At 47.5% G+C, this 17,685-nt stretch carries 14 protein-coding genes; 11 read left to right on the top strand and 3 right to left on the bottom strand.

Annotated features, from left to right (window positions below; genetic code table 11):
- Positions 1–9: 9 nt before the first annotated feature.
- The 3 genes from TOI97_RS00490 to TOI97_RS00480 are packed head-to-tail and all read right to left on the bottom strand — an operon-like array spanning position 10 to position 2,627.
- On the bottom strand, positions 10–804 hold the full coding sequence (locus tag TOI97_RS00490) for a fumarylacetoacetate hydrolase family protein (RefSeq protein ID WP_407651286.1): 795 nt from the start codon (positions 802–804) through the stop codon (positions 10–12).
- Between the two features lie 25 nt (positions 805–829).
- Positions 830–1,603 carry an SDR family NAD(P)-dependent oxidoreductase gene (locus TOI97_RS00485; protein WP_321552170.1) on the bottom strand — a complete coding sequence of 258 codons (774 nt, stop codon included), beginning with the start codon at positions 1,601–1,603 and terminating at the stop codon, positions 830–832.
- Positions 1,604–1,622: 19 nt separating this feature from the next.
- Positions 1,623–2,627: a flavin reductase gene (locus tag TOI97_RS00480; RefSeq protein WP_321552169.1), complete on the bottom strand. Its 1,005-nt coding sequence runs from the start codon at positions 2,625–2,627 to the stop codon at positions 1,623–1,625.
- A 213-nt stretch (positions 2,628–2,840) separates the two neighbouring features.
- Here TOI97_RS00480 and TOI97_RS00475 point away from each other — a divergent pair, with 213 nt between their 5' ends.
- From TOI97_RS00475 to TOI97_RS00425, 11 genes are all read left to right on the top strand, one after another.
- Positions 2,841–4,271 (top strand): coniferyl aldehyde dehydrogenase, encoded by a 1,431-nt coding sequence (locus TOI97_RS00475; protein WP_321552168.1) that lies wholly within the window; start codon positions 2,841–2,843, stop codon positions 4,269–4,271.
- Between the two features lie 286 nt (positions 4,272–4,557).
- Complete coding sequence (locus TOI97_RS00470; protein WP_321552167.1) at positions 4,558–5,748, top strand: acyl-CoA dehydrogenase family protein; 1,191 nt, start codon at positions 4,558–4,560, stop codon at positions 5,746–5,748.
- 70 nt (positions 5,749–5,818) lie between these two features.
- Entirely contained in the window at positions 5,819–7,531 is a 1,713-nt protein-coding gene (locus tag TOI97_RS00465; RefSeq protein WP_321552166.1) for an FAD-dependent oxidoreductase, read from the top strand.
- Positions 7,532–7,542: 11 nt separating this feature from the next.
- Positions 7,543–8,295, top strand: coding sequence for a glucose 1-dehydrogenase (locus TOI97_RS00460; RefSeq protein ID WP_321552165.1), 753 nt, complete (start codon positions 7,543–7,545; stop codon positions 8,293–8,295).
- 2 nt (positions 8,296–8,297) lie between these two features.
- On the top strand, positions 8,298–9,332 hold the full coding sequence (locus tag TOI97_RS00455) for a ferredoxin--NADP reductase (protein ID WP_321552164.1): 1,035 nt from the start codon (positions 8,298–8,300) through the stop codon (positions 9,330–9,332).
- A 122-nt stretch (positions 9,333–9,454) separates the two neighbouring features.
- Positions 9,455–11,050, top strand: coding sequence for a DUF1302 domain-containing protein (locus TOI97_RS00450; protein WP_321552163.1), 1,596 nt, complete (start codon positions 9,455–9,457; stop codon positions 11,048–11,050).
- A gap of 15 nt (positions 11,051–11,065) precedes the next feature.
- Positions 11,066–12,448, top strand: a complete 1,383-nt coding sequence (locus TOI97_RS00445) for a DUF1329 domain-containing protein (RefSeq protein WP_321552162.1) — start codon at positions 11,066–11,068, stop codon at positions 12,446–12,448.
- Positions 12,449–13,158: 710 nt separating this feature from the next.
- A complete protein-coding gene (locus TOI97_RS00440; RefSeq protein WP_321552161.1) occupies positions 13,159–13,341 on the top strand; it encodes a hypothetical protein in 183 nt (60 codons plus the stop codon).
- A 218-nt stretch (positions 13,342–13,559) separates the two neighbouring features.
- Positions 13,560–14,750 (top strand): acyl-CoA dehydrogenase family protein, encoded by a 1,191-nt coding sequence (locus TOI97_RS00435; protein WP_321552160.1) that lies wholly within the window; start codon positions 13,560–13,562, stop codon positions 14,748–14,750.
- A gap of 10 nt (positions 14,751–14,760) precedes the next feature.
- Positions 14,761–15,909, top strand: coding sequence for an acyl-CoA dehydrogenase family protein (locus TOI97_RS00430; RefSeq protein WP_321552159.1), 1,149 nt, complete (start codon positions 14,761–14,763; stop codon positions 15,907–15,909).
- A 13-nt stretch (positions 15,910–15,922) separates the two neighbouring features.
- Complete coding sequence (locus TOI97_RS00425; RefSeq protein WP_321552158.1) at positions 15,923–17,596, top strand: class I adenylate-forming enzyme family protein; 1,674 nt, start codon at positions 15,923–15,925, stop codon at positions 17,594–17,596.
- Positions 17,597–17,685: the final 89 nt, after the last annotated feature.

Below are 17,685 nucleotides of genomic sequence, written 5' to 3'. Positions count from 1 at the left end.
ATAATCGACTCAGTCGGTAAACGTCAGACTGGCAGAGCCGAGTCCGGTGATGTTCATTTCGATACGGTCGCCAGCAGTGACGGGGACCAAGGGGGCCAGTGCGCCGGAAAGGATAATTTCACCTTTGCGGAATGGAATGCCTAGCTTGCCTAAAGTGTTTGCGAGCCAAGCAACGGCCTCGCAAGGGTGGCCTTGTACAGCGGAGCCTAGACCCTGACCGGCAGGCTCACCATTTTTGCTCATAGTGAGTTCAACCTTGGCTAGATCGAGGGTGCGTGGATCGATGCGTGCTGCACCGAGAGCGAACACGCCGCAAGATGCATTGTCGGCAACGGTGTCTTGGATAGTGATTTTCCAATCTTGAATTCGAGAATCAACAATCTCAAAACAAGGGACAACGTATTCAGTTGCTGCAAGCACATCATCGGCAGTGATGCCAGGGCCGTTCAGATCTTCTTTTAGAATAAAGGCGATTTCACCTTCTGCGCGGGGTTGCACTAATAGATGCTCCGCCATACTTACAGTACTACCATCTTCCACGTGCATGGCATCGGTTAGGAAGCCAAAATCCGGCTGGTGCACATTGAGCATATCTTGCACAGCTTTTGATGTGACCCCTATTTTCTTGCCGATCAGTTTTTGTCCAGCGGCTTCGCGACGCTGTAGAAACTGTAGGGAAACCTGATAGGCTTGTTCGAGCGTCATGTCAGGATAGCGCTCGATGAGGGGAGACAGGCTAGTACGGGACTGAAGCGCTTCATAAAGCTCGTCGCCGAGTTGTTTGATCACTGTGTCGTTAATCATGATGATGTCTCTTAAACCTGAAGTGTTAACTTGGGAAAACGCTGACGTCTGCACCGCCGTCAATATCAATGATCTTGCCAGAGACCCAGCCCGAAGCGGGTGAAGCTAGATAAAGTGCTGCCGCAGCAATGTCTTCTACTTCACCTAAACGCTTAAGAGGTGTGTTTGCGGTCATAATGGCTTTAACTTGATCTGGCATAACCTTGTTGAGGGCGTCGGTCATGATTGGACCTGGCGATATAGCGTTAACCCGAATTTCGGGTGCAAAGTCTTGGGACAGCAGCTTGGTTAACTGCACCAAAGCTGCTTTGGCTGTACCGTAAGAACTGAAGTTCGGTTGTACATAGCGCGCCGCGACGGAGGTAATATTGAGAATATTGCCGCCGCCGGCTTCGCGCATATGTGGTACACACAGTTGCATCAAGTGATAAGGGCAGGTCACATTAAAGTTCAGTAAGCGATCGAATTCTTGCCAAGGCATTTGCAAGGGATCATTGGGCCCGCCGCCGCCAGCGTTGTTGACGAGGTGAGTGATCTTGCCAAATGTATCTATGGCTTTTTGTACCAATGCAGTACGGTCATTTTCACTGGTTACGTCACAAGCTACGGCAATGGCATCACCGCCATTACTGCAGATTTCTTGTGCGACTGCTTCCACATCCGCTAAAGTGCGGGCGGCGCAAACAACTTTAGCACCGGCTTCAGCGTAAGCAATCGCAATGGCTCGGCCTATACCTTTGCCTGAGCCTGTAATAATGGCCACACTATTGGCAAGGCTGAATCGCTCAATGAGGTTCATGCTGATTTCCTTGTTCTTATTATGAGGCTGTTTTTTTTGCGTCGTTTTCTTCTTTGGTGGCCCAAAGGTCTGGCAAACCAGGATCCGTTGCTTTAATCAGACGCTTGAACAGTATCTTCAAGGCTTCAACATCACCGGCACCAATTTGGTCGGCAATTTGTTCTTCTACTGCTTTGGCTACGGCAATCTGCTTGAGTGAAGCTTCGCGGCCGTTGGCTGTTAAGACGTATCTGCTTGAGCCGTTTTTCTTCACCAGTACAACGTAGTCCTGTTCTTCAAGTGCCGCCATATCTTCGAGTGTTACAGCGCCACCGGTGTAATCAACAAAGGTGTTGATCTCTTCAATGGTTAGGCTGTCTTGAATGCTTAATACAGAGAGAATGAAAAACTGCTGCTCATTGAGTTGTTGTGTTTTTAATACATTTTGTAGGGCTGCAACCAACTGGAAGTGGGCGCGGCCTGCAAGGTAACCGAGCAAATCTTCAGTGTAGCTGCACTCTGGCGGTGGTGTAGCGCCGAGCTGGACGCCTTCACGAGGTTTGCGTGCAGCAAGAGCATATTGTCCGCTTTGGAAAGCTAAAGGTGGACGCTCTGACTTATCAAAGCCTAACACTTCACCGACAAAGATCATGTGATCACCACCTTCATAAATAAAGGCGGTGCGACAGTTAAAGCGTGCGGTGCAATTTTTTAATAAAGGAATGTTGTTGATGCCCGTATCGAGCTCCAAACCTTTAAACTTATCTTCTCCTCGGGAAGCAAAGCGGCCTGATAAGGCTTCCTGTTCAACGGAGAGAATGTGCACATTCCAGTGTTTGTTGCTTGTGAACGCAGGTAGGCTCATGGCCGACTTATCAAGGCTCCACAGCACCATCGGTGGGTTCAAAGATACCGAGTTAAAGCTGTTTGCAGTGATGCCGACTGGATCGCCGTTTTCGGCTCGCGTAGTAATAATGGTAACGCCCGTGGTAAACGTGCTCAGTGCAGAGCGAAATTCCTGCGGGTCGAAGCTGGCTTTGGCCATGGTTAGGCACCTCTTTTATTCATGCTATGTTGGTTGTAAGTATCGTGGGGGGGCTAAGGTTAAACATCGTCTCAATGGACTATCGGATTTGTCTGTTTAAACGCCTTGGTTAAGGCCCTTTGGCTTGCTGTCGTCTGAATAGACGAGGCGGTAAGGAGGCGCTACTTTTAAGCTAAAATTAGAACCTAAATATAAATACAATAAGGAGAGCTTATGACTACTCAATTAGAAACATCGCAGGCGTTATCTGACTTGTTGCGCTTACATAGAGAAGCGACAGACAAGCAGGGGTTGGTTGATGTTGCTACGCGCAAGCGCCGTCTGCAGGTGGCTATTGACTTGCTTGTTGATCATCATCAAGCGTTATGTGCGGCAATGGATGCTGACTTTGGTGGGCGTCCGGCAGGGTTTAGTCTGATGAATGATGTGCTCGGCTCGTTGACCTCACTTAAGCATGCGCGTGACAATCTTGAGCAGTGGGTTGTGGAGGATAAACGATCTGTATTTGCGCCTTATGATCAGTTGGGGGCTGAGGCGTGGGTGCAGTATAAGCCTAAAGGTACAGTCGGTATTATCGGTACTTGGAATGCACCATTATTTACTTTATTCAGCCCCTTGGCTTCTGCTTTAGCCGCAGGTAATCGTGCAGTGCTCAAACCTTCTGAAGTTGTGCCGGCTACAGCTGAGCTGCTGGCTAAACTGATTGGTCAGTACTTTGATCCTATGGATGTGGCCATTATTACTGGTGGAGTTGAAATTGGTCAGGCTTTTGCTGGTATGCCGTTTGATCATTTAGTCTTTACAGGTAGCACTCAAGTGGGTAAGAAAATTATGCGTGCCGCTGCAGAGCACTTGGTACCCGTTACACTTGAGTTAGGCGGTAAGTCACCGGTGGTGATTGGTGAGAGTGCGGATATAGCAGAAGCTGCGCGTCGCCTGGCTGTGGCTAAGGGTATGAATGGTGGGCAGCTCTGTATTTCTCCAGATTTGATTTATGTGCCTGTGATGGCGCGCGAAGCATTTTTGCAGGCATTCCGCGAGGCTTACAGTCAGCTTTATCCGCAGGTTGAGAATAATCCAGATTTTGTATCTGTGGTGAATGAGCAGCATATGGCGCGCTTGGATGGTTATTTGGCCGAAGCGCGTGAGGAGGGTGCGGAAATTATTCATTGCCCTGATGTTGAGGTGTCTCAGCAAGGGCGCAAGCGCCCGTTGAGTGTAGTGGTGAATCCGCCGTTGTTGTCCGCAATTATGCAAGAAGAAATTTTTGGACCAGCGGTGGTGGTGTTGACCTACAGCGATATCAAGCATGTAGTAGAAGAGATTAACAGTGGTGAGCGTCCGCTAGCTTTGTATTACTTTGGTGAGGACGAGGCTGAGCAAAGTTATGTGCTGGAGCATACCTTGTCCGGTGGTGTGACTTTAAATGATGCGTTAATGCATGCGGCGATGGAGGATGCGCCTTTCGGTGGGGTGGGTGCATCTGGTATGGGGCATTATCATGGGCGCGAAGGTTTTCTTGAGTTCAGTCATGCGCGTACAGTGTTTCGCGGTGCGCCGGTAGATCCTCGGGGTGAGTGGGGGTTGTTGCCGCCATTTCCAGAGGGCTTTGCTGAGGCAATAGCGGTACAGATTACGCGGTAATTGTTTCGTTAGTAAAAAATAACCCAAGTGCAGCTTAGCTGTGCTTGGGTTTTTTTATGAGGTTGGTGGGTGCGTTGTAGGGTGTGTAAGGCTGGGTGTGTTGTGAGTTTTTGCAGCAAGAGGTTGATTATATGGTGGTTTTTCTGATCTGGATCAAAGATTTAAAGGGTGTCTAAAGTGTTCGTATATTCCTAGTCCGGTTTGACGATGAGTGGGCAGCAAGCTGGGCTGATAATCGTAATACATTGAAAACAATATCTGCGTAAACCACCTAGAGAATGACTATATGGCTATCCCACATCAGAAAAACAAGAAAGACCTCGAGTTAATCGAAAGTGCACGCAAACTGATCCCCGCACTTAAAGCACGTACTGCTCAAGCTGAGCGTGACCTGAAAGTGCCCAATGAGACCATTGCAGAGATGCAGGCAGCAGGTTTATTTAAAGCGATGCAGCCTAAGCGTTATGGTGGCTTTGAGGTTGATCCCCGCACTTTCTTTGAAATTCAAATGACCTTGGCTGAGGGCTGCATGTCGACAGCCTGGATTTATGGCGTGATGGGTGTGCACCCGTGGCAGTTGGCTCGCTACTCAGATCAAGCTCAGCAGGATGTTTGGGGTGAGAATCAAGATACTTTAATTGGTTCCACTTATATGCCAGTTGCTAAAGTCACGCCAGTAGAGGGTGGCTATCGTATTAGTGGACGCTGGGGTTTTTCCAGTGGTAGTGAGCATTGCCAATGGACATTGTTGGGAGGGATTTTACCACCAGAAGGGAACTTTACCGAAGCAGAACACGGTACCTTCTTAGTGCCAGCCTCGGACTACCGGATTGAGCGTAATTGGGATGTGTTAGGCTTGCGCGGTACAGGCAGCCACGACATTGTTGTAGAGGATGCTTTTGTTCCTGCTCACCGCGTGCAACGCACCAATAACAGTTCGCCTGAGGCAACACCAGGTTTAGAGGTGAATACTAATACGATTTTCAAGATTCCGTTTGCTCAAGTCTTTACCCGTGCGGTATCGAGCTCGGTGCTCGGTGCATTGCAGGGCGCTATTAACGAGTTCTGTGATAATGCTGCCAAGCACATTGGTAAGCATGGTGCTAAAACTGCAGAAGACCCAGTAGCTCAAGATGCAGTGGCTGATGCCATTGTAACGCTGGATATGCTCAAGCTTGTTTTGAACCGAAACTATGGTGAGTTGCTAGAGATTGCAGAGAAAGGCGAGCTACCTGATGTTGAAATGCGCCTGCTGTACCGCTATCAGTCAGCTTATGTGACAAACACCTGTGCGGAAAAAATCAGTGCGCTATTAAAGTCTATGGCTGCATCAGGGTTGTATAAAACCAATCCAGTTGAGCGTATTTTCCGTGATGTGCATCAGGCACGAGGCCATATTGCCAATAACGTTGCTGCTTATGCGCGTGCATATGGAACCGTTCAGTTGGGATTACCGAACCCTGATCCTTACGTTTAAAGGTGTTGCCGTCGATCCTGTGGATCGACGGTTTTTGCTTTCCAACTTTGAGACTAAGGCGGGTGTGTAAATGACTGGTAAAAGTGAATTCAATGCGGAATATGACCTTGTTGTTGTGGGGTCGGGTGCAGGTGCTTTAACTTCTGCTGTGACGGCTGCGGCTAAAGGTTTGCGCGTTTTAGTGGTCGAGAAAACAGATAAGTACGGTGGTACATCGGCTTTGTCTGGTGGTGGTATATGGATACCTTGCAATCATCACTTTAAGGCTAAAGGTGGGCAGGATAGTCCGGAAAAGGCCTGGACTTATTTAAAAAATGCCATTGGTGACGATATCGATGAGGCCCGTGTACGCAAATACATCGAGAAAGCACCAGAGATGATTCAATGGCTAGAGCAGAATTCTCGAGTACGTTATGCCGTTGCAGAAAAGTATCCTGATTACTATCCGCAATATGAAGGGTTTTTACCGGGTGGTCGCACCCTCGATCCTGAATTGTTTGATATTGCTTCCTTGAAGGATGAATTGCCTCACTTACGCGAAGCTTCTCGTGGCAATATGCTCATGGGAAAAATTTCATGGACTGCTCGTCAAGCGCATATTGCTATGTCGAAATCTCGAGGCTGGCGCTTGATGGTTATTTGGATGATGTTGCGCTACAAGCTCGATTTTATGTGGCGTAAGAAAACAGGTGAGAAGCGAGACCGTCGTACTGCTTTAGGTAATGCGTTGATTGCCAGCTTACGTGCTTCCTTAATTGATAGAAATGTACCCTTATGGCTGAACACTAACTTTGTTGAGCTGATTGAAGAAGAGGGTCGTGTGTGCGGTATTGTAGTTGAGCGTGAGGGTAAGCAGCAGCGTATTCGTGCTGATAAGGGTGTCATACTTGCTGCTGGAGGTTTTGAGCAAAACCCCGAGTTGCGTGAAAAATATTTACCAAAACCAAATAAAGTGGAATGGAGTACAACGCCTGAAGGTGCTAATACAGGTGCAGCTTTAGAGGCAGGCCAGAAGTTGGGTGCAGCTACAGCGTTGCTTGACTGGGCATGGTGGACACCGTCCTTTGTTGTTCCAGGTGAAACCAAGGCTCGTGGTGTGTTTGCTGAGCGTGCCTTCCCAGGTGCGATTGTTGTAAATGGTTTAGGGCAGCGCTTTGTCAATGAAGCAACGCCTTACCTTGAGTTTGTTACGGCTATGTATGCCGATAACGAAAAAACTCAAGGTAAAACCACCCCGAGTTGGGTGATTTTTGATGCTAAGTACCGTTTTAGCTATGCGATGGGACCGTTAATGCCTGGGCAAATCATGCCTGACAGTCGCTTGCGTAAAGAGTGGTTAAATAAACTTTATTACAAAGCTGATACCTTGGATGGACTGGCTGCGCAAATTGGTGTCGATGCAATGGGTTTGCAAGAGACTGTTAAGAAAATCAATCACTATGCCGAAACCGGTGTGGATGAGGATTTTGGTCGAGGCGGTAATGTTTTTGATCGCTACTATGGTGACAGTAATGTGACCCCAAACCCATGCTTAGCGCCTATCGCAAAAGGGCCTTTTTATGCGATGCCGATCCAAGCGGGAGATATTGGTACCAAAGGAGGTTTACTGACCAATGAGCATGCACAGGTTGTGAAGCCTGATGGTCAAGTGATCCCTGGTCTTTACGCGATTGGTAATACCTCTGCGTCGGTGATGGGAACAACCTATCCCGGTGCTGGTGGTACTTTAGGTCCAGCGATGACCTTTGGTTACGTTGCTGCATTGGATGCTGCTGCAAAATAAGGAACATGCTGATGAGTAAACGACTTTTTGGAAAAGCAGCGATTGTGACCGGTGCAGCCAGTGGTATGGGTGAGGCAATTGCGCGTCTTTTTGTGCAGCAAGGCGCGCAAGTGATGATGACCGATTTGAATGAAACCGATGGTGTACGCATTGCACAAGAGATTGGTGCAATGTTTTTCCGCCAAGATGTAACCGATGAGCAGGGATGGCAAGCGGTAGTTGAGGCTACTGTTCAGGCCTTTGGGAAGCTGGATATATTGGTAAATAATGCCGGTATTTTACTGAAAGGTGATATTGAGCAGACCTCGTATGAGGACTGGAAGCGCTTAATGACAGTCAATGCTGATAGTGTCTTCCTAGGTTGTAAAGCAGCCATAGCTGTGATGAAAAAGCAAGGCGGATCCATAGTCAATATGTCGTCTATTGCTGCGCTTGCTGCTAAGGAAGACTATGTCGGTTATGGCGCGAGTAAAGCTGCGATTGCTGCGTTAACGCGTGGAGTGGCAGCTGATTGTCGTCTGAAGCGTTATCGCATTCGTTGCAATTCTGTACACCCTGATGGTGTTTTAACACCTATGACGCGTGGTGGGTATCCTGAGGGGATTGATCCAGAGTTGCTAACAATTGATAAAGATCCTATGAACCGTGCCTGTCGTCCGGAAGATGTTGCTAATGGTGTGCTTTATTTGGCCTCAGATGAGGCACGTGCTGTTAACGGTATCGAATTGCGGATTGATAGTGGCCAATTTGTAATGAGTATTTAACTATGAGCCTACCCAGCTACCATGAGCTACGTGTTGCCGCGGTAATACAGGAAACCCATGACGCCTGCTCATTTGAGTTTGACGTTCCTGAAGATTTGGTCGAGGAGTTTAAGTATCGACCAGGGCAGTTCCTTACATTGAGAACGCCTTGGCAAGATGATTGGCTGCCACGATGCTATTCATTATCAAGTTCGCCTTATGAAAAAGAACGCCTCCGTGTAACGGTGAAGCGGGTGACGGACGGGCGAGGTTCCAACTGGCTTTGCGATAATGTAAAAGCGGGTGACACTTTAGAAGTGTTAAAGCCGGCGGGGGTGTTTGTCCCTAAGAGTTTAGATAGGGATTTTGTGCTTTTTGCTGGGGGCAGTGGTGTGACGCCAGTATTGTCCATTTTGCGCTCAGCATTGAGTCAGGGGCAAGGGCGAATCCGCTTTGTGTATGCAAACCGTGATGAGTCCTCAGTGATTTTTAAGGATTTGCTGCGTGAGTTAGCCATGCAGTATCCAGAGCGTTTACAAATTATTCACTGGTTGGATTCAGTTCAAGGGCATACGTCACCTACGCATTTAGCGCGTTTTGTTGAGGGGTTTTCTGATCCAGAGATTTTTGTTTGTGGTCCTGAGCCTTTTATGCAATGCGTGGAGCAAGCAGCGAAAATTGCTGGGGTAAAGGCTAAATCAGTGCATGTTGAGCGCTTTGTTTCATTACCAGGTGAGAGTGAAGGTGGTTTTGAGGCGGTTGTTGAGCATGCGGGTTCAACAGCAACCCATTTAACTGTTGAACTTGACGGTGAAACTCGAGAAATTGAGTGCGAGGATGGTGAGGTGTTGCTGGCTGCTATGCTGCGAGAGGGTATCAAAGCGCCACACTCATGTTTGGTGGGCTCCTGTGCAACCTGTATGTGTACTTTAGTCTCAGGTGATGTGGATTTGCTAGCCAATGAAGCACTTGATAAAGATGAGTTGGCTGAAGGTTGGACTTTAGCCTGTCAAGCTGTAGCTATGTCTGACAAAGTGCATTTAAAGTTCCCTGATTAAGAGTTGGGCAAATGGGCGTGCAACGCGCCCTTTTGTGTTGTAGTCCGTTTGTAGGATGAACAGGTTCGTCGCTGAAAGTTACTGTCATGGCTTCTGACTGACATAATAATAAAGGAGCAACAATGATGAACTGGCGCACGCTGTGTGTAACGGGCAAATGGCCTGTGCGGCGACTCTCTTTAGCTGTTGCAGCGATCACCTGCAGCAGCTCAGCATTAGCTTTGCCAACAGTGCATTTTGACAACGGCTTAAGCTTACAAAGCCAAGTCACTGTGAACTATACCGTTTCTGCACGAACTCGTTCTGCTGATGCTGAATACCTTAAAGCAGCAAGCTTTGATGATGGAACCCGTAATTTTGATAAGTGGGGCTTAATCAATAACCGTGTGAGTGTTTTTGGTGAAGTGATTGCTCGTTATGAGAACTTTGGGGGAGTTCTGCGGGCCAGCCATTTCTATGATGATGTATATCATCATAGAAATAAAAATGATTCGCCATTAACGGTGAACAAGTCAGGAAATCACCGTAAATTTACCAGTAAAACCAAAGATCGCAGTGGTGGTGAAGCGCGCCTGCTCGATGCTTATGTGTTTGGTAATTTCACGATTGGTGACTCCAAGTACTTATCGGTAAAAGCAGGTCGCCATTTGCTGGCATGGGGGGAGAGCCTATTCTGGCCGAATATCAGTCAGGGGCAAGCACCGGTTGATGCGACAAAGTTCAATGTCCCTGGTACTGAAGCTAAAGATGCATATCTGCCAGTAGGACAAGCGTCATTTAACTTCGCGTTAAATGATCAATTTGCTTTCACTGGTTTTTGGCAGTACAAGTGGGAAGAAAACTTACTGAATCCGGTGGGTGATTTCTTTGGTTCAGATTTTTTTGGGCCTGGGTCAGAATATCTACGCTTTGCCCCCGGACCTCTAGGTCCTACAACAGCGTTGTCCTATGCAGGTACTAAAAAACCTGGCGACAGTGGTCAGTGGGGTGTTGGTATGCGCTACAGTCCAGATTTCAACACGGAAATTGGTTTGTATCATTATCGCTACCATGACCGTAATCCGTCGTTATTTCTAGGTGGCGCGCATTATAGTTCCGCTTCAGATGTAAACGCTGCAGCAGGGACGTATCAATTTAAGTATTTAGAAGATATTAAGCTCACTGGTATCAGCTTAAGCACTAAAATCGCCGACTCAGTACAGATAGGTGCCGATCTAAGTTTGCGTGATGGCGCTGGTGTAACACTAGAAAGCGATGCAGTTACAACTGGGAAAATCGTCCAGACGAACCTAAATGCTGTTTATATGATTGGCCCCTCCTTCTTGGCTAATCAAACTACCTTGATGGGTGAACTGATGAATGAGCGCATTCATAGTGTTGATACGTTACGTATTTCGAATGCTGTAGATTCTTCAGGTCGTGCAGGCTCTAAATCGAGCACTTTATTGGGTATAGGCGTCATCATGGACTACCCAAGTGTTTTCCAAGGGTGGGACTTGCAGACGAATGCGACTTGGACGCAAAACGTTGATGGCAGTGGTACGCAAGGTTTTGGTCGCAATGAGAAACGCCTGACTTTAGGTGGTGACTTTACCTATAAACAAAACTTTTCTGTGGGGGCCACTTGGGTCAATTTCTTGTCATCTGCCAGTATCAAGCATAACCGTTTGATGGCAGACCGTGACCATTTGGCTATTAACCTAAAATACACTTTCTAAGGGCTAGAGGGCGTTATGTCTTATAAACATGCTTTGCAAAAAATGCTGTTTGTTTCCGTAGCCAGTGGATTGTTCGCTGGAACGGTGCAGGCGGCTGCAACTGATGCAGAAATTGCACGATTAGGGAAAGATCTGACTTGTGTGGGGGCTGAGAAGGCTGGTAATGCTGACGGCAGTATCCCAGAGTGGAGTGGTAAGTGGTTGGGCGTGCCTGACCATGTGAACTTTAAAGGTACCGGTCACCACCCGATTGACCCCTATGCTGGTGAGCAGCCTTTATTTGAAATCACTGCAGCAAATCTTGATCAGTACAAAGATAAACTGTCGGATGGTCAGTTAGCGCTGTTTGCTAAATACCCCGACACTTTTAAGATGCCGATTTATCCGTCGCACCGTGACTTCCGTTTCCCAGACTCAGTTTGTGAGGTGACGCGTAAAAATGCTAAGCACGCGAAACTGGTAGATGATGGAGAAGGGATTGAAGCCACGACAGGTGGTATTGCTTTTCCTTTTCCTAAGTCGGGCTTAGAGCTGCTTTGGACTTCATCATTCTTTAGTTACCGTCCATGGAGTGAGGAATTGGTGTCTGACAACATGTATGTGTTGGCGGATGGAAGTCGCAGTCATGGTCAGCTGAAATCAGCAAACCTAGCGCTGTTTTTGAAGCCGGGAAATGAGGGGCCAACAACTGGACCTTCAGCGTATTTCTTAAACCAAACCAACTTGCCGCAACGTGATCGTGGTGAGGTGAATACAGGGCTTGAATACTTTAACCACAAAGCTGAGCCGCGTCAGAGTTGGCGTTATGACCCAGGTACACGTCGTGTCCGTCAGGCCCCTGAGTATGGTTTTGATATGCAGTTCCCTGGCAGTGGTGGTTCCATTACAGTCGATGAGGTGCGTGTCTTCAATGGTTCCGGTGTGCGCTATGACTGGAATATTGTGGGTAAGCGGGAAATGTATGTGCCCTACAATGCCTATGGTATCCATAGTCCAGACTTAAGTTACGATGAGCTTTTAACACAAGGGCATATTAACCCTGAGCATATGCGTTACGAGTTACATCGCGTGTGGGTGTTAGAGGGTACGTTGAAAGAAGATTATCGTCACTTGTACGGCAAGCGTCGTATGTATATTGATGAAGACAGTCTGTTGATGTTGATGGGGGAAAACTTTGATGCGCGCGGTCAGTTGTGGCGTACATCAATGATCAACTATTTCTATGCTTATGAAGCCCAAACATGGCAGGCTGGTGTCGGTTTATATCATGACTTGCTTGCTGGAAGTTATTTGGCATTCAACATGGTTAATGAGCAGAAGTCAGCTTATACATTGAATACAGGCAAGCTTAAGCCGGGTCACTTTGGCCCTGAAGCGGCACGTCGTTTAGGTCTGTGATATCTACCCCCGCCCTCAAAGGGCGGGGTTCCTAGCATCGGGCAGCTATGTTCGAGCGCAAGACTGTTTTGAGTCGTCTTTATATTGTGCGATAAGCAACTGCGCATATTGTACATCCATCCCCTTATTCCCAATCCCGTGGTGCCTCTCAATTTGCTATTAGCAAAACCGCCGTAAATCCTCTCCCGTAGGGCTGGGATATAAAGCGGGGCGCGAAGCGCTTTACCTTATGCAAAGATATCTTGGTGTTAAAGTCAGCTGGATGAGCCGTTTCTGCTTGTGGAGGCGTGTGTCATTTTTGGTCTATCGTTCAAGTTACAGCCTATGAAGCAATAAGAATCGCTCTTTAAGGTGGTGATAAGTCACGCAGTGCGTCATAACAGACACAGCTTTGTTTCTGCATATCATAGGCATACAAAACCATCGTAGTGTCTACTTTACTCTAACCATGGCTTTGCAGTGATCGGATTCTAAGGGGTGTCGTATACGACTTATGTCGGGTAGAAAAAAACATTCTTTGGGCTGTATTTGCAGTATTCTGAAAGTCAGAGCCTGCAGCGCAAAAGATGTTTAAAGGTATTTTTTAAAATAGTCCGTTTAGATGAGGCGGTGCAGGAAGCTCAAAGGTACCTTGGAGTTGAGGCCATAAATTGTGTAGTGCAGTTCAACCTCACATAAGCTTACTCAGAGCGAATGTAGCGGAGGATATAATGAAAATAAAAAAATTAACCTTTGGATTTATTGTGGCTGGTTTCTTCTTAGGCGTAAGCACCATTGCTGGTCTTCCACCTGCAACAACATCTTCTGTTGCTCAAGTCTGTGAAACGCTGCAAGCGCAGTGCATCATGCCGCAGAATTTATCAGTTGCTTACTTCCCCTTACAGAACTGGTAATGGTCTAACAATAATGCTATCGCTGCTGAAGCTGACACGGAGTGAATACAAAGTGTCAGCTTCAAAAAGCAGTCATTTCACAAGCTTGTAAAGCCGATTTTACCTTGTTTGTCTGCTCTGACAGTCTGGGCTGGTTAACACCACCGTTATGGTTATTAAGATAAAAATAAAAGATAGGGCCTAGTGTCCGTTAACCTTATGTAATAAGCGAGAGTACTATGAACGACATAGAAGAGTTCCGTCACACTGTGCGTGAGTGGCTGGAAGCAAACTGCCCAACATCGATGCGCGGGCTGATGCTTGCTGATGAGATGGTGTGGGGTGGGCGCGAGATTGATTTTAAGACAGAAGATCAGCGTCTATGGTTTGAACGCATGCGCGATAAAGGCTGGTTTTGCCCAGACTGGCCGGTAGAGTACGGTGGTGGTGGTTTAACTCCAGAGCAAACTACAGTCCTTGAAACAGAAATGCGCAAATTGCGTTGCCGGCCTCCACAAATTAATTTAGGTATTTGGATGTTGGGGCCGGTGTTGCTGGAATTTGGTAGTGAAGAGCAAAAGCGTGAGTTGCTCCCTCCTATGGCGCGTGGTGAGATCCGCTGGTGCCAAGGTTTCTCTGAGCCGAATGCTGGATCTGACCTTGCTAGTCTACAAACTGCCGCGCGTGAAGATGGTGACGATTTCATCATTAATGGCACGAAAATCTGGACGTCTTATGGTGATCAATCTGATTGGATGTATGCCTTAGTACGTACGGGGCCAAAAGAGCCTAAACACGCAGGTATCAGTCTCATCGTGCTCGATATGAAGTCGCCAGGTGTCACTGTAACTCCGATTGATTTGATCAGTGGTAAGTCTAGTTTTTGTCAGGTGTTCTTTGATGATGTACGCGTACCTAAGTCTCAATTAATTGGTGAGATGAATGGTGGTTGGGCGCTGGCTAAAGCCTTGTTAGGGCATGAGCGCCGTGCCATGTCAAAGTTTAGTCAGATCAGTTTGCCGACACACTTTAGTCTTCTAGAAACTTTATTTGAATATCTGCCTGAACCTCAGACTCAAAGTGATATTGCATTATTTCAACGCGCCATAAGTTTACGTATGGACGAGCATGCGTTTGAGTTGACACAGCGCCGCCTTAATGAAGCTGCCCGTGCACGACAAGATGTATCAGCCATGATGGCCATTCAAAAACTGGTTCATACCGAGCAGGAGAAAGACAAGTTTGAAGTGTTGCTGGATGTGATGGGACGTCGTGCGCTAGGGTGGGAAGGTTCAGCCTTTACTGATCAGCAGTTGGCTTTAACTAATACTTGGCTCAATGCGTTTACCCAAGCAATTGCAGGCGGGACGTCAGAGGTTCAGTTGAACGTTATTTCCAAGCGCGTACTTGGGCTTCCGGAAGCGAAATAAGGGGATTGATGTGAGTCTGGTATATAACGAAGAACAGCAACAACTGGACGATAGTGCTCGTGAGTTCCTAGCTGATCGATCACCGGTTAGTGAGCAGCGCCGTTTGCGTGATGAACAGCAAGCAGAAGGTTTTGATGCAAAGCTTTGGCAGCAAATGCTCGAGTATGGTTGGGGTGGTATTGCCTTGCCTGAGGCTTACGGTGGCCTCGAGTTTGGGTTTCAAGGTTTTGCTCCAGTATTTGAGCACATTGGCCGTAATATGGTGGCTTCTCCTTTGCTGACATCCATAGTTTTATGCGCATCATTAGTGAATGATTTGGGCAGCGAGCAGCAACGGGAAGAAATACTGACTGAATTGATAGAAGGTAAGCGCCGTCTTGCTTTAGCTGTGCAAGGGCAAGACCGTTTTCGTGCTGATAATTTCGATGTGCAAATTACTGATACAAAGCAAGGGTTTGTACTCGATGCCCAAGATCTGTGGGTGCCAGACGCTAACCATGTTGACGGTTTATTGGTGGCCGGACAGTTACCTTCTGGCGATGTAGCTTTGTTTATAGTTGACGCAGATACACCGGGTGTCGCTATTGAGCCGTTACATTTGTTGGATGCTCGAAATCATGCACGGGTGTCATTGACACAAGTCCAGGTTTCGGCAGCAGAGCGCATTGGTACGGGCGACATTCAAGCGCAGCTTGAGTTGGCATTTGATCGTGCCACAGCTTGTGTTGCTGCAGAATTAATGGGTGCCACTGCTGCTATGTTTGATATGACGATTGAGTATTTAAAAACACGCACTCAATTCGGTACAACCATTGGTAGTTTTCAAGCTTTGCAGCACCGCGCAGCTTGGATGTTGGCTGATGTTGAGTTGGCTCGCAGTGCTTTAATGGCGGGCTTTGAAGCACTAGAAAATGAGTCTTGTAGTGTTGAGCAGCGTCAGCAATTGGTGAGTTTGGCAAAATGGAAAGTTGGTGAAACTGCGCACAAAGTCAGCCGTGAAGCTGTGCAAATGCATGGTGGTATTGGTGTGACAGATGAGTTGGATTTGGGTTTTTATTTAAAACGTTCACGAGTAGCGCAAATATTGTTCGGTGACAGTGATTATCACTGTGAGCGTTATGGAAAAATAGCGCAGCAATTGTCTGCTGAGATTGAGTAAGGAGACAAATGCTATGACTATTGGAAAGATTGAAAGTTGGCGTAAAGCTTGGCAGCAGCTCATACATGAAGCATCTCCTTTTGCAGTGGTCAGAGGGGAAAATAACACTCCAGAGTTTTCTAAAGCACCATTTCGTTTGGTGGATGCATTGCAGGCTGGACGTGAGTTCGGTGAAAAGCCATTTGTGCTATGGGAAGGGCAAAACTACACCTATGGTGAGTTTTATACAAAATCTGACAAGCTGACCGCAGCTTTGCAAAAAGATTTAGCTGTTCAAGCGGGCGATCGCGTAGCTATTGCTATGCGTAACCGTCCTGCTTGGATGATTTCTTGTATGGCGGCAGTGCAGTCAGGCGCTGTACCGGTGCCCATCAATAGTTGGAGTGCTGCGGAAGAGCTTGTATACGCAATCCAAGATTGCGGTGCTAAAGTGGTTTTTTGTGACCCGCAACGTTATGAGTTGCTTAAGGATTTAGCAAGCGATGTAACAGTCATCGTTACGGACGAGGCTTCTTTAAGAGAGGGTGATCGCAGCTGGAACAGTATGCTCAACTATGCGGCGACGGATGCCGTATTAGCAACACCAGAAGCGCATGATCCTGCATTGATTTTATATACCTCGGGAACTACCGGCCAAGCTAAGGGTGTGCTCTCCAGTAATAAAGCGGTTTGTCAGGCGCTATATGCCTTGGATTTCCAAGGAGCCTTGGCTTATATGACCTCTGAGGAGCGTGTTAAACCATTGCTTGAGTCTGGACTACAGCCAACAATGTTGCTGGCCTATCCGATGTTCCATGTCAGTGGTCTATTATCGCAATTTATGAGTGCGCTGCGTAGCGGTCGGCGTTTGGTCATTATGTATAAATGGGACGTTGATAACGCGATCGATACAATTCGTGATGAGAAAATCACGCAGTTTGCTGGTGTACCAATGATGATGCAGCAACTGATCCATAGCGACCGCTTTGCAACCTCTGATACTGATACATTGTTTGCGCTAGGTTTAGGGGGGAGTGGGGCGCCACGTGCGCTGTTGAGCAAGTTGTTGGAAAGCAAGCCGATGGCACTTTCAGGTAATGGTTATGGTATGACCGAAAGTAATGGTATTTGCTCTGCGCAAGGTGGTAATCAGTTTGTTGAGTTTCCTGAGTCGGCAGGTTGGCCGTTACCCATTGCAGAAGTGGTTATTGGTGAAACCCCGCAGGCGTCGGTGCCGGTCGGAACCAGTGGACCGATTTGGTTGCGTACATCGGCTTTGATGGATGGTTACTGGAATAAACCAGAAGACACCCGCGAAGTCATGCAGGATGGTTGGTTTTTTACAGGTGATGTAGGCTACTTAGATGAGCACGGCATGCTGTATATCACAGACCGCATTAAAGATATTATTATTCGCGGTGGTGAAAATATCTCGGCTGTAGAAGTAGAGCATTGTGCTTGTGAGCATCCGGCCGTTGAGGAAGCTGCTGTATTTTCGCTGCCCGATGATAACTTTGGTGAGCAAGTGGCGATGGTTGTATATGCGATTAAACCGCTCACTCAAGAGGACTTAACTGCCTTTATGGCGGAGCGTTTAGCACATTATAAACTGCCAGCGCAGCTTTGGTTTTCCGAGGCGCCATTGGCGCGTAATGCAACGGGTAAGATTTTAAAAGCGCAGGTGAAAAAAGAGTTTTCAGGGGTGTAGTGAGCCGCAGCTGGCCTGTAGTGTAATAGCTCGGGTCAGCTGCACCTGACTGAAGATGATTAAAAGGGCGACTTAGATCGCCCTTTTTT

Origin of the sequence: Denitrificimonas halotolerans (genome assembly GCF_034259425.1) — a bacterium.
GTDB lineage: Bacteria > Pseudomonadota > Gammaproteobacteria > Pseudomonadales > Pseudomonadaceae > Denitrificimonas > Denitrificimonas halotolerans.
This window is presented reverse-complemented; position numbering and strand designations above follow the sequence as displayed.